This is a genomic window from Mycolicibacterium sediminis (assembly GCF_010731735.1).
Taxonomy (GTDB): domain Bacteria; phylum Actinomycetota; class Actinomycetes; order Mycobacteriales; family Mycobacteriaceae; genus Mycobacterium; species Mycobacterium sediminis.
This window is the reverse complement of record NZ_AP022588.1, coordinates 2,170,466-2,182,558: the sequence shown is the minus strand read 5'-3', so window position 1 is coordinate 2,182,558 and position 12,093 is coordinate 2,170,466. Positions and strand designations below refer to the sequence as shown.

General features: G+C 69.8%; 12 protein-coding genes. 4 read left to right on the top strand and 8 right to left on the bottom strand.

Features of this window, described 5'->3' with window-relative positions; genetic code table 11:
• Positions 1 to 10 precede the first annotated feature (10 nt).
• Positions 11 to 970: an alpha/beta hydrolase gene (locus G6N64_RS10530; protein WP_163796839.1), complete on the top strand. Its 960-nt coding sequence runs from the start codon at positions 11 to 13 to the stop codon at positions 968 to 970.
• 66 nt (positions 971 to 1,036) lie between these two features.
• Here G6N64_RS10530 and G6N64_RS10525 read toward each other — a convergent pair whose 3' ends face one another.
• Positions 1,037 to 1,726: a demethylmenaquinone methyltransferase gene (locus tag G6N64_RS10525; RefSeq protein ID WP_163796838.1), complete on the bottom strand. Its 690-nt coding sequence runs from the start codon at positions 1,724 to 1,726 to the stop codon at positions 1,037 to 1,039.
• Between the two features lie 93 nt (positions 1,727 to 1,819).
• Between G6N64_RS10525 and G6N64_RS10520 the strand changes: the two genes are divergently transcribed.
• Positions 1,820 to 2,644 carry an SDR family oxidoreductase gene (locus G6N64_RS10520; protein ID WP_163796837.1) on the top strand — a complete coding sequence of 275 codons (825 nt, stop codon included), beginning with the start codon at positions 1,820 to 1,822 and terminating at the stop codon, positions 2,642 to 2,644.
• 68 nt (positions 2,645 to 2,712) lie between these two features.
• Here G6N64_RS10520 and G6N64_RS10515 read toward each other — a convergent pair whose 3' ends face one another.
• Entirely contained in the window at positions 2,713 to 3,840 is a 1,128-nt protein-coding gene (locus tag G6N64_RS10515) for a glycosyltransferase family 4 protein (RefSeq protein WP_163796836.1), read from the bottom strand.
• A gap of 105 nt (positions 3,841 to 3,945) precedes the next feature.
• Between G6N64_RS10515 and G6N64_RS10510 the strand changes: the two genes are divergently transcribed.
• Positions 3,946 to 4,632 (top strand): DsbA family protein, encoded by a 687-nt coding sequence (locus G6N64_RS10510; protein ID WP_163796835.1) that lies wholly within the window; start codon positions 3,946 to 3,948, stop codon positions 4,630 to 4,632.
• On the opposite strand, the gene G6N64_RS10505 is transcribed toward G6N64_RS10510, so the two are convergent.
• From G6N64_RS10505 to G6N64_RS10480, 6 genes are all read right to left on the bottom strand, one after another.
• Complete coding sequence (locus G6N64_RS10505; protein ID WP_246231086.1) at positions 4,593 to 5,144, bottom strand: DUF3592 domain-containing protein; 552 nt, start codon at positions 5,142 to 5,144, stop codon at positions 4,593 to 4,595. The two genes, G6N64_RS10510 and G6N64_RS10505, sit on opposite strands and share 40 nt — an antisense overlap.
• Positions 5,141 to 6,808: a 2-succinyl-5-enolpyruvyl-6-hydroxy-3-cyclohexene-1-carboxylic-acid synthase gene (gene menD / locus G6N64_RS10500; protein ID WP_163796834.1), complete on the bottom strand. Its 1,668-nt coding sequence runs from the start codon at positions 6,806 to 6,808 to the stop codon at positions 5,141 to 5,143. Before menD ends, G6N64_RS10505 begins: the two co-directional genes overlap by 4 nt.
• A gap of 57 nt (positions 6,809 to 6,865) precedes the next feature.
• Positions 6,866 to 7,648: an alpha/beta fold hydrolase gene (locus tag G6N64_RS10495; protein ID WP_163796833.1), complete on the bottom strand. Its 783-nt coding sequence runs from the start codon at positions 7,646 to 7,648 to the stop codon at positions 6,866 to 6,868.
• A 68-nt stretch (positions 7,649 to 7,716) separates the two neighbouring features.
• A complete protein-coding gene (locus G6N64_RS10490; RefSeq protein ID WP_174266786.1) occupies positions 7,717 to 8,430 on the bottom strand; it encodes a DJ-1/PfpI family protein in 714 nt (237 codons plus the stop codon).
• Positions 8,431 to 8,515: 85 nt separating this feature from the next.
• Positions 8,516 to 9,190 (bottom strand): DUF1942 domain-containing protein, encoded by a 675-nt coding sequence (locus G6N64_RS10485; protein ID WP_163796832.1) that lies wholly within the window; start codon positions 9,188 to 9,190, stop codon positions 8,516 to 8,518.
• Between the two features lie 92 nt (positions 9,191 to 9,282).
• Positions 9,283 to 10,239: an o-succinylbenzoate synthase gene (locus G6N64_RS10480; RefSeq protein WP_163796831.1), complete on the bottom strand. Its 957-nt coding sequence runs from the start codon at positions 10,237 to 10,239 to the stop codon at positions 9,283 to 9,285.
• 137 nt (positions 10,240 to 10,376) lie between these two features.
• Here G6N64_RS10480 and qcrB point away from each other — a divergent pair, with 137 nt between their 5' ends.
• Positions 10,377 to 12,092, top strand: a complete 1,716-nt coding sequence (gene qcrB / locus G6N64_RS10475) for a cytochrome bc1 complex cytochrome b subunit (protein WP_163796830.1) — start codon at positions 10,377 to 10,379, stop codon at positions 12,090 to 12,092.
• Position 12,093 lies beyond the last annotated feature (1 nt).

Sequence of the window (12,093 nt, the reverse complement as noted above, 5' to 3'; positions counted from 1 at the left end):
GCGAACGAACATGAGCGAATTCCGAAATTGGCTCCGCCGGGTGACGACCGTCGCCGTGGCGGCGCTCTTCCTGCCCGGCCTCATCGCCGTGGCCGGCGGCGCGGCCACCGCGTCCGCCTACTCGCGCCCGGGCCTGCCCGTCGAGACCCTGATGGTGCCGTCGGCGGCCATGGGACGCGACATCCCCGTCCGCTTCCAGGGCGGCGGCTCCAAGGCCGTCTACCTGCTCGACGGCCTGCGCGCCCGTGACGACAACAGCGGCTGGGACATCGAGACCGCCGCGTTCGAGAACTACTTCGAGTCCGGCCTGTCCGTCGTCATGCCCGTCGGTGGCATGTCGAGCTTCTACACCAACTGGCAGAACCCGGCCGTCGGCAACGGGACCACCCAGACCTACCAGTGGGAGACGTTCCTGACGTCCGAGCTGCCGGCCTACCTGTCCGCCAACAAGGGCATCTCACCGAGCGGCAACGCCGTCGTCGGGCTGTCGATGTCGGGCAGCGCCGCGCTGATCCTGGCCGCCTACCACCCCGGCCAGTTCAGCTACGCCGGATCGCTGTCGGGCTTCCTGAACCTGTCGCAGGGGATCTGGCCCACGCTGGTCGGCTTCGCGATGCGTGACGCCGGCGGCTTCGACGCCACCGCGATGTGGGGACCGGGTGGCGGCCCCACGTGGCAGCGCAACGACCCGACGCTGCAGGCGCAGCGGCTCGTCTCCAACGGCACCCGCATCTGGGTGTACACCGGCAACGGCCGACCAGGTGACCTCGGCGGCGGCGGCGACATCGCCGGCCAGCTCCTGGAGAACATCACCCAGGACAGCAACAAGGCGTTCCAGAACGCCTACACCGCCGACGGTGGACGCAACGCGACCTTCAACTTCCCGCCGAACGGCACGCACGGCTGGGGTTACTGGGGTTCGCAGCTCAACGCGATGAAGCCGGACATCCAGCGCACGCTGGGCGTCTAACGCTCGATCCTCTGATGCCGGGTACCCCGACGGGTGCCCGGCATCAGTCGTCTCAGCGGTTTGCGGTCAGCCCGGCTTGACGGCGGCGTGCAGTGCGACGATGCCCCCGGTCAGGTTGCGCCAGCGAACCGCCGACCATCCTGCGTCCGAGATCTGTTGCGCCAGTTGAGATTGCGTCGGCCACGCCCGGATGGACTCCGCGAGGTAGACGTAGGCGTCGGGATTGGACGACACCATGGTCGCCATCCGAGGCAGCGCCTGCATCAGGTACTCCTTATAGACCGTGGCGAACGGACGGTTCGTCGGGGTGGAGAACTCGCAGACCACCAGGCGACCACCGGGCCGGGTCACGCGCGCCATCTCGCGCAGACCGTCGAGGTAGGGGTTGACGTTGCGGATGCCGAAGCTGATCGTGACCGCGTCGAAGGTGTCGTCGTCGAAGGGCAGTCGGGTCGCGTCACCGGCCACCTTGGGCACGTCGCGCGCTGCGCCGGCGGCCAGCATGCCGACGGAGAAGTCGGCGGCGACGCACCACGCCCCGGACTCGGCCAGCTCGACGGTCGACACCGCCGTGCCTGCGGCGAGGTCGAGGACGCGGTCGCCGGGCCCGATGCCGAGCGCCGAACGCGTCGCGCGCCGCCAGGACCGGTCCTGCCCCAGCGACAGAACCGTGTTGGTGATGTCGTATCGGCGGGCGACGCCGTCGAACATCGACGCGACCTCGTGCGGGTTCTTCTCCAGCGACGCCCTGCTCATCAGATCAAAGCTACCTGCGAATCCTGCTCATTCGGGAATGGGTACGCGAAGGTGACGTTGATGACACGAAGACACGCAACCGGAGGAGACGACATGGCAGAGAAGGTCTGGTTCATCACCGGCGCATCGCGCGGGTTCGGACGCGAGTGGTCGATCGCGGCACTCGAGCGCGGTGACAAGGTGGCCGCCACCGCGCGCGATACGGCCACGCTGGACGACCTGGTGGCAAAGTATGGCGACGCGCTCCTGCCGATCCGGCTGGACGTGACCGACCGCGACGCCGACTTCGCCGCCGTCGAGCAGGCCCACTCGCACTTCGGCCGACTGGACGTCGTGGTCAACAACGCCGGCTACGGGCAATTCGGCTTCATCGAGGAGCTGAGCGAAGTCGAGGCACGCGACCAGATCGAGACGAACGTCTTCGGCGCGCTGTGGGTGACGCAGGCGGCCTTGCCGTTCCTGCGGGCGCAGCGCAGCGGGCACATCGTTCAGGTGTCGTCGATCGGCGGCATCACCGCGTTCCAGAACGTCGGGATCTACCACGCGTCCAAGTGGGCGCTCGAGGGCTTCTCGCAGGCGCTGGCGCAGGAGGTGGAGAGCTTCGGCATCCACGTCACGCTGGTCGAGCCGGGCGGGTTCTCCACCGACTGGGCGGGGCCGTCGGCCAAGCGCGCCGCCGAGCTGCCCGACTACGCCGAGGTGCACGAAGACGCCAACCGCAAGCGGGCGGAGCGCATGCCCGCGCCGGGTGATCCGACGGCGTCGGCGAAGGCGATCCTCAAGGTCGTCGACGCGTCGCCGCCGCCGCTGCGGGTGTTCTTCGGCGAGCGGCCGCTGTCGCTGGCCAAGGCCGACTACGAGAGCCGGCTGGCGCTGTGGGAGGAGTGGCAGGACGTGGCGGTGCTCGCGCAGGGCTGAGATTTTCTGGCGATTTGTGGAGTCTTTCCGGCGGTGAGCGCCGGAAAGACTCCACAAATCGCAGGGGGTTAGGCGGCTTTCGCGCCGCGCAGGCCCAGCACCTCCTCGTAGTGGCCGACCAGCTGCGCGCACACGGCGGGCCAGGTGCGGCCCAGCACGCTGCGCCGGGCGGCGACCGAGTAGCGCTGCCGCTCGGTCAGCAGGTGGTCGACGGCACCGGAGAGCCGTGCCTCGAACTCGTCGACCTCCAGCAGCAGGCCGGTGTGCATCGGGGCGACGAGGTCGCGCGGACCGCCCGCGTTGGGCGCGACCACCGGCAGCCCGGACGCCATGGCCTCCTGAACGGCCTGGCAGAACGTCTCGTGCTCACCGGGGTGCACGAACACGTCCATGCTCGCGTACGCCGTCGCCAGCTCCGGGCCGTACAGCGCACCCGTGAACACCGCCGACGGCATCAGCGCGCGGAGCTTCGCCGCGTCGACGCCGTCACCGACGACGACCACCTGGACGTCGTCGCGGCGCGCCAGCACCGCCAGCCGTTCGACGTGCTTCTCCGGCGCGAGCCGTCCGACGAACCCGACGACCGGCTTGCCGGCGGGTGACCACGCGGCGCGCAATGCGGCGTCGCGGGCAGATGGGACGTAACCGGTGACGTCGACGCCGCGACCCCAGTGGTGCACGCGCGGCACCCGGTGCGCCGCGAGGTTCTCCATCGCCGACGTCGACGGCGCGAGGGTGCGATCGGCATGGGAGTGCACATGCCGCGTCCACGCCCACGCCGCGCGGGACATGACCCCGGCGCCGTAACTCTCGGCGAACCCGGCGACGTCGGTCTGGAACACCGCGACCGAGGGAACCCCGAGGTGGCGCGCGGCCAGCAGGCCGCCGTACCCGAGTAGCGCCGGCGAGGCGAGGTGCACGATGTCGGGCTCGAAGCCGCGCAGTACCCCCACCATGCGGGGCCGCGGGACGCCCAACGGGAGCGAGGTGACCTTCGGGAACATCCGCGACGGCACCCGGTGGACGCGGACCCCGTCGTGGACGCGGTCGGCCGGTTCCTCACCCCTGGGGGTGTCGGGGGCGACGACGAGGACCTCGTGACCCGTCCGTCGGAGATGCTCGATGACCCGGAGCACCGAGTTGGTGACACCGTTGACATTCGGGAGGAAGCTCTCCGCGACGATCGCAACGCGCACTCGAGTACGGTCTCAGCGCCGCCTGTCCGGGAGGTTGCGTGACGGGATACGGCACGCGAAGTCTTCCGCTCCCCGCATACTGTGGTCCGACCCGAAGGAGGGCCCATGCGTCGGATGGGTGTCCTCGTCGCGCTCGCCACGAGCGCGTTCCTGGTGGTGGGGTGCGCCAAGGAGGTCACCGGCGTCGCTCAACCGGATCCCGCCAAGCCGCCGGTGTCCATCACCGAGGACGGCAACGGCATCCGCGCCGGTTTCGAGGACGTGCCGGTCGAGGTCGAGATCTACACCGAACCGCAGTGCAGCCACTGCGCCGATCTGCAGCGCGACTTCGGGGACGACCTGGCGACGTTCATCGCGACGGGGCAGATCGCCGTCACCTACCGGCCGCTGACGTTCTTCGACTCGCAACCCGACGGCTACTCGGCGCGCGTGGTCAACGCGATGTTCGAGGCCGCGAGTCCCGCCGACGGCGACGGTCCCGCCACGACCGGGCCGGAGTTCCAGCGGTTCGTCGAGGAGCTGTGGGCGAACCAGGAGCCAGGCGGCGAGGGGCCGACCGCCGAAGAAATGGCCGAGATGGCCCGGTCGGCGGGGATCCCCGAGGGGCAGGCAGGCCGGATCGCCAAGGGCGAGATGGGATTCGACGCGGCGGGCGCGTCGGAGATCAACTACGAGTACCTCTACGAGATCGACCCCATCGACACCGGCACGCCCACGATCTACGACCTGCTCGCCGACGAGAAGCTCGACGTCTACGACAACGACTGGCTGTCCAAGCTGACGTCGTCCTGATCCGATCGCCGGCGCGCCAATCTGCGCTGCAGCAGCGCGAGGGCGGCGAGCACGATCCCCGCGACGATCCAGCCCAGCACCGCGATGGACCCCGCCGGGATCACGGCCAACAGCGCGTTGCGGTCCTGCACCCGGACGAGATCGGGGTCGTTGCGGTCGTATTCGACGTAGATCCGCATGCCGGTGTCGAGTTCGGACGGGTACAGCACGCCCAGTTCGGGCCGGTAGGTGATCCGGTCGGGGGTGACGAACTCGATGGTGGAGCGCCGCGGTCCGGCGTCGAGCACCTCGGCGGCGGCCACGCCCATGTTGCGTTCGATCTGGCGGTCGTTGCGCCACGCGCCGGCCACCAGCAGCACGGACTGCAGAGTCACCAGGCAGGCGAAGATCACCACCAGGATGCGGGCCCACCGGATGACGGTCTGCGCCCGCGTCTCGTTCGGTTCGCCGTAGAGGTGCGGGAGGAGCACGCGCCGGACGGTGCCGAACGCGTTCACGAGCCGCGGGATCACGGCGCGTCCTGCAGGGCCGCTCGGATCGATGCGTGCAGCGCCCGCAGCGACGAACGGTCGGCCTTCACCTCCAGGACGCGCATGCCCTCGAACGGTTCGCCGAGCACGTCGGTGAGGTCCTCGACCTCCACCTGACGGGACTCGACGTGATAGGCGCGGCACAGCGCGGCGACGTCGACGTCGTGCGGGGTGCCGAAGATGCGGGCCGATACGTCGGAGAACCGCGGGTCGCCCTGCTCGAGCAGTTCGAAGATGCCGCCGCCGTTGTCGTTGGACACCACGATGGTGAGGCTCTTGGGCGACGGTTCGGTGGGACCGATCAGCAGACCCGAGCTGTCGTGCACGAAGGTGAGGTCGCCGAGCAGTGCGACGGTGCGCGGCGCCCGGTCGCCCGGTGAACCGGTGCGCTCGTGGGCCAGCGCCGCACCGATGGCCGTCGACACCGTCCCGTCGATGCCGGCGACGCCGCGGTTGGACCGCACCGACACGCCGCGGCGGTTCAGGCCGACCAGTGCCGCGTCGCGGACCGGGTTGGAGGCGCCGAGCACCAGCTGGTCGCCCTCGCGCAGGGCGTCGACCACGTGGGCGGCGACGTGCAGACCCGTCGTCACCCGATGGGTCTCCAGGTGGTCGCGGACGGCGTCGACGGCGATGGCGTTGACCTCGGCGCAGCGCGCGAGCCAGGCCGGGTCGGGGGTGCCGCTGACGACCGCGCGGGTGCCGGTCGCCTGCGAGTTGCCCGACACGTCGGGCCAGCGCGGGCCGGTGGTGAGCGCGAAGACGGGCACCGACGGGTCGGCGAGCAGCGTCGACACCGGCCGGTGCAGCGTCGGGCGGCCGAGCATGATCACCTGCTTCGGCGCGAGCAGCGGCAGCGCCATCGGGTGCAGCGGGTTGGCCGGCGGCGGTGCGGTGGGCTCGGCGACGGTGGGCAGTCCGGCGAGGTTGGGGTGCACGCCCGCGCCGTGGCCGGCGATGACGACGGTGTCGGGGGTCAGGTCGACGTCGAGGGGCTGGTCGAACGCGACCGTCGGGGTGAAGGTCCAGGGCTTGCCGTCGGGCCGGCCGGCGGGCGCCTCGTCGTCGTCGGCCTGACCGACGCTGGGCACCAGCGGTTCCCGCAGCGGGATGTCGAACTGCACCGGACCCGCGTTGGCGCTACGAGATCCCTTGGCGGCCACCAGGACTCGACACGTCGCGGATCGCCACTGGGCGTTCAGCGCCGCCAGCTTGTCCGGCGCGTCCTCGGCCAGACCGAGGCTGAGGGTCTCCCGCACCTGGGTGCCGAAGTAGCCGAGCTGCTCCATGGTCTGGTTGGAGCCGGTGCCGAGCAGCTCGTACGGACGGTTGGCGCTCAGCACGATCAGTGGCACGCGGGCGTAGTTCGCCTCGACGACGGCCGGACCGAGGTTCGCGACGGCGGTACCGGACGTCATCGCCACGCACACCGGGGAGCCCGCCGCCACCGCGAGGCCGATCGCCAGGAAGCCCGCGGTGCGCTCGTCGATGCGGACGTGCAGCCGCAGTCGGCCGTGCCGGTCGGCGTGCTCGAGCGCGAAGGCCAGCGGGGCGTTGCGCGACCCCGGGCACAGCACCACGTCGCGGACGCCGCCGCGGATCAGTTCGTCGACGACGACGCGGGCCTGCGTCGTCGACGGGTTCATCGGTCCTCCACTACTACAGCGTGTCACGAGGTGCTGTGTGGGAGGCGGCGGCTTTGCTCACACCCCGGAGCCGAAGAACTCCAGGATCGCTGCGTTGACGGCGTCGGGGCGCTCGATGAAGCCGAGGTGGCCGGTGTCGGGTATCCGCAGGTAACGCCCGTTGGGCAGGGCGTCGGCGACTTCGCGGCCAAGGTGGGGCGGCAGCATGATGTCGTCGGCGAATCCGACCACCAGCACCGGCGCCGCGATGCTGCGGTAGGCGGACAGTCGGTTGCCATCCGGCGCGACGTCGATCTGCGCCTTGAGGCCCGGCGTCATCTTGGTCGGCCACATCGTGAACATGTCGATCCAGTCCCGGATCACAGCGTCGTCGTTCAGCGTCTTGGGCGAGAAGCTCTCGAGCAGCCGCAGCTTCGCGTCGAACGCGGGCGGCAGCTCGATGCCGGCGTCGTGCAGGTCGCGTTCGGCGGCCCGGCTGAACTCGCGGGTGCGGTCCTCGCGGCCGCGGGTGGCCAGCAGCACCGCCGACCTGACCAGTTCGGGGCGGGTAAGCATCAGCTCTTGGGCGATGAACGAGCCCATCGACACGCCCACGATGCGCACCGGCGCAAGGTCCAGCTTCTCGATCAGTGCCGCGGTGTCGTTGACCATCGTGGCCGTGGTGAAGCCGGTGGCGTTCTCGGTGGCGCCGATGCCGCGGTTGTCGAACGTGACGACGCGGTACCCGGCCCTCTGGAACGCCGGGACCTGATGCAGGTGCCAGGTCCGGCCCGCGCCACCCCGGCCGGCGATGAAGAGGACGGGGTCGCCGGTTCCGCGGTCGGAGTAGGCCAAATTCACCCGGCCGACCCTACCGACTGCGATTTGTGGAGTCCTACCGGCGGTGAGCGCCGGAAAGTCTCCACAAATCACCGGGTGCGGGCGCGGGCCTTGCTGATCGCGCGGTCCCAGAGCAGCCGCACGGGTGCGGTGATCTGGCCGGTCGCGACCATGTCCCTGGTCAACTCCGCGGCGGCGGCGGCCTTGGTGCTTGCCGACGCCTTCGACATGTGACCGGAGTTGAACGGGGGCTGCGGGTCGTACTCGATGACGAGCTGGATGACCTTCGCCTTCGCCTCGCCACCGATCTCGCCGGCCAGCCACATCGCCATGTCCAGCCCGGCCGACACCCCCGCGGCCGTGACGAGCTTGCCCTCGTGGACGACGCGCTGGTCTCCGACGGGCGTCACGCCGAACGCCTTGAGCATGGGCAGCGCGCTCCAGTGCGACGTGGCGCGACGCCCCTCGAGCAGGCCGGCCGCGGCCAGCAGCAGCGAGCCCGTGCACACCGACGTGGTCCACGTCGTCGTCTGGTGCGCCCGGCGCAGCCAGTCGAGCACCACCTCGTCGCGACAGTGCTCCATCGTGGCGGGACCGCCGGGCACCACGATCACGTCGGGTGAGGGCGTCTCGTCGAAGGTGTGGGTGGCGCCGACGAGCAGGGCGCCCGAGTCGGCGGCGATGGGGCCGGTCTCGTGCCAGACGAAACGCATCTCGGCGTCGGGAAGGCTGCGCAGCACCTCGTAGGGTCCGATGAAGTCCAGGGCGGTGAACCCCGGGTAGAGCACGACGGCGATCTGCATGATGTCCAGTGTCGACGCCGGCCGCCGTGGCGTCTACGCCGTGGACCCCACGGATCAGGACACGGCGGCCGGCATCGGTGGCGAACTAGTTGTCGCCGCCCACGGGCGGGGTGCTGCCCGCGGGTCCGTACGGGCCGTTCTGAGCGCCGTTGCTGATCACCGGCGGGGTGGCCAGGTTCGGACCCGTGGATCCCTGCACACCGTCCGCCCCGCCACCGGTCGATGACGTGTCTCCCGTGGACGACCCGCCGCTGCTCGAGCCGGGCACCGTCTCGGCGGGGTCGACGGGTTGCGTGCCGACCCAGCCGAGCATGTCCTGGAAATCGTCATTGAAGATGACGCTGTCCGGGTTCGCGCCGACGACGTCGAAGTAGAGCTTGCCGGAGTTGCTGCCGCCCTGGCCCAGGGGCGCGCCGCTCAGGGTGGAGACGTTGAGTGCTCGGTAGTCGGCGCCGTCCGCGGTGCGGGCGAGGAAGTTGCCGACCTTCGGGGTGACGGTGCCGACGACGGCGTCGGTGGTCACGTTCGCCTCGTAGAGCCGTCCGCCGACCGGGTAGGGCACCGCGTCCCGGCTGGGCCGCAGATTCTTGACGGTGTAACCGATTTCGCTGCTGAAGTTGGACAGGCTGTAATAGTCCTTCAGGGTCTCCTGGACGCCGAATCCCTTGATGTTGTTGATCGCCGACGCGGGTGCGACGGCTCCGACGGCGAACATCGCCGTCGTACAGATGGCGACGCCCGCGATGCGCTTGAGCTTCATGTGTGTGTGCCTCTCGAAGTAGTTCGTTCGGCTAACGAGTTGCCCCGCCCGGCGATCGAGCCAACTTGAGTGAACACTCGTTCAGCATTACGTCATAAGTGCGGCCGGCAGGTGCGGATGCGGTCGATCCACCACTGCCGGCGGTCGGCCGGAGCGGCCAGCGCGTGCAGGCGCGCCGGATCGGGCACCACCCGCGTGACCGGAAGGTGGCCGTCGACCGGCAGGACGGCGTCGACGACGTCCTCGACGAAGAGGCCTCCGGTGCCGAGGCCGCAGGCGAACGGCAGGCTGGGCAGGCACGCCGCTGCGAGCAGTCCCCGCGACATCCCCACGGCCGTGTCGAGCGCGCTGGACACCACGATCGGGACGTCGATCTGACCGGCCACCTCGAGCAGACGAGCGATGCCACCCAGCGGCGCGACCTTCACCACCGCGACGTCGGCGGCCTTCGCGCGCACGACCAGCAGCGGGTCCTCGGCCTTGCGGATGCTCTCGTCGGCCGCGACCGGCACGTCGATCAGACTCCGCAGTTCGGCGAGTTCGGGGACCGTCGCGCACGGCTGCTCGAGGTACTCGAGGGCGCCCCCGGCGGTGAGCGCCGCCGCGGCCGCCACCGCCTCCGGCACCGACCATCCGCCGTTGGCGTCGACCCGCACCCGCGGCACCGCGGCGCGGACGGCGTCGACCCGGGCGACGTCGTCTGAGAGGGTCTGCCCACGTTCTGCGACCTTCACCTTGGCGGTCGTCGCGCCGGGGAATCGGGCCAGCACCTCGGGCACGCGGGCGGGGTCGACGGCGGGCACGGTCGCGTTGATCGGGATGCGATAGCGCAGCGGTGCCGGCGAGTCGCCGTGGGCCGCCTCGACCGCCGACGCCAGCCAGTGCGCCGCCTCCGCGGGGCCGTATTCGAGGAAGGCGCCGAACTCTCCCCAGCCGGACGGACCCTCGATCAGCGCCACCTCGCGGACGTCGATGCCGCGGAATCGAACTCGCATGGGCAGCGCGACGACGTGCAGCCCGTCGAGCAGGTCGTCGAGGGTCGGAGACACCCTCCCATCCTCCCCCAGCGCACCTGTCGGATGGCCAAATATGTCCGGCTCGTGACGTCGCTGTCTGGAACGGTTCAAAGCGCCAAAAGAGCGCATCCTCGGAGGTAACCGCGTACGTGGGCTAGGAGCCGATGCACATGAGTACCAAGACGTCCTCGAGAGTCGCTGCGCAGGGCGACGCGATCGACTCGCGCTACCACCCGTCGGCGGCGGTACGGCGTCAGCTGAACAAGGTGTTCCCGACGCACTGGTCGTTCCTGCTCGGCGAGATCGCGCTGTACAGCTTCATCGTGCTGCTGCTCACGGGCGTGTGGCTGACCCTGTTCTTCGACCCGTCCATGGCCGAGGTCACCTACGAAGGCGTCTACCAGCCGCTCAACGGCGTGCAGATGTCCAAGGCCTATGAATCCGCGCTCGACATCAGCTTCGAGGTCCGCGGCGGATTGTTCGTGCGGCAGGTCCACCACTGGGCGGCGCTGCTGTTCGCGGCGTCGATCATGGTCCACCTCGCACGCATCTTCTTCACCGGCGCGTTCCGACGGCCACGCGAGGCCAACTGGGTGATCGGTTCACTGCTGCTGATCCTCGCGATGTTCGAGGGTTATTTCGGCTACTCGCTGCCCGACGACCTGCTGTCGGGCACTGGTCTGCGGGCGGCGTTCTCGTCGATCAGCCTGGGCATGCCGGTCATCGGCACATGGCTGCACTGGGGTCTCTTCGGTGGCGACTTCCCCGGCACGATCATCATTCCGCGGTTGTACGCCCTGCACATCCTGCTGATCCCGGGAATCATGTTGGCGCTCATCGGCGCTCACCTGGCACTGGTGTGGTTCCAGAAGCACACCCAGTTCCCCGGCCCCGGCCGGACCGAGACAAACGTCGTCGGCGTGCGGGTCATGCCGGTATTCGCGGTGAAGTCCGGCGCGTTCTTCGCGATGGTCGTGGGCGTGATGGGTCTGATGGGCGGTCTGTTGCAGATCAACCCGATCTGGCTGCTCGGTCCGTACAAGCCGTCCCAGATCTCGGCGGGCAGCCAGCCCGACTTCTACATGATGTGGACCGACGGGTTGGCGCGCGTCTTCCCGCCCTGGGAGTTGTACTTCTTCGGACACACCGTGCCGCAATCGGTATGGGTGGCACTGCTCATGGGCGGAATCCTCGGACTCCTCACCGTGTATCCCTTCGTCGAAGCACGGCTGTCCGGCGACCGCGGGCACCACAACCTCCTGCAGCGCCCGCGGGACGCCCCGGTGCGCACCTCGATCGGCGCCATGGCGATCGCTTTCTGGGTGGTTCTGACGCTGGCGTCCGTCAACGACATCATCGCGTTGAAGTTCCACATCTCGCTGAACGCGACGACGTGGATCGGCCGCATCGGCATGGTGGTGCTGCCCGCCCTGGTCTACTACCTCACCTACCGGTGGTGTGTGGCGTTGCAGCGCAGCGACAGAGCGGTGCTCGAGCACGGCATCGAGACCGGCATCATCAAGCGCATGCCGCACGGCGCCTACATCGAGCTGCACCAGCCGCTCGGCCCCGTCGACGATCATGGGCACCCGCTGCCGCTCGAATACCAGGGTGCTGCCCTGCCCAAGCGGATGAACAAGCTGGGCGCCGGCGGATCGACCGGCACCGGCGGGTTCCTCTTCGCCGACCCGGTGTCGGAGAGCAGGGCGATCACCGATGCGTCGCACGCCTCGGAGAGTCGCGCGCTGACCGCGCTCAAGGAGTACCAGGACGACGAGCACGGCCATGCGAATGGCAACGGCCATGCACATGGCAACGGGTCGAACGGGCACTCGAACGGCAACGGGTCCAACGGCAACGGCTCCAACGGGAACGGGCACCACTAGC

Bases quoted from the DNA above. Each gene is read 5' to 3' on its own strand.
- G6N64_RS10525 (WP_163796838.1), bottom strand. From the start codon at position 1,726: ATGAGCAGGGCGTCGCTGGAGAAGAACCCGCACGAGGTCGCGTCGATG.
- menD (WP_163796834.1), bottom strand. From the start codon at position 6,808: ATGAACCCGTCGACGACGCAGGCCCGCGTCGTCGTCGACGAACTGATC.
- G6N64_RS10485 (WP_163796832.1), bottom strand. From the start codon at position 9,190: ATGAAGCTCAAGCGCATCGCGGGCGTCGCCATCTGTACGACGGCGATG.
- G6N64_RS10490 (WP_174266786.1), bottom strand. From the start codon at position 8,430: ATGCAGATCGCCGTCGTGCTCTACCCGGGGTTCACCGCCCTGGACTTC.
- qcrB (WP_163796830.1), top strand. From the start codon at position 10,377: ATGAGTACCAAGACGTCCTCGAGAGTCGCTGCGCAGGGCGACGCGATC.
- G6N64_RS10520 (WP_163796837.1), top strand. From the start codon at position 1,820: ATGGCAGAGAAGGTCTGGTTCATCACCGGCGCATCGCGCGGGTTCGGA.
- G6N64_RS10530 (WP_163796839.1), top strand. From the start codon at position 11: ATGAGCGAATTCCGAAATTGGCTCCGCCGGGTGACGACCGTCGCCGTG.
- G6N64_RS10510 (WP_163796835.1), top strand. From the start codon at position 3,946: ATGCGTCGGATGGGTGTCCTCGTCGCGCTCGCCACGAGCGCGTTCCTG.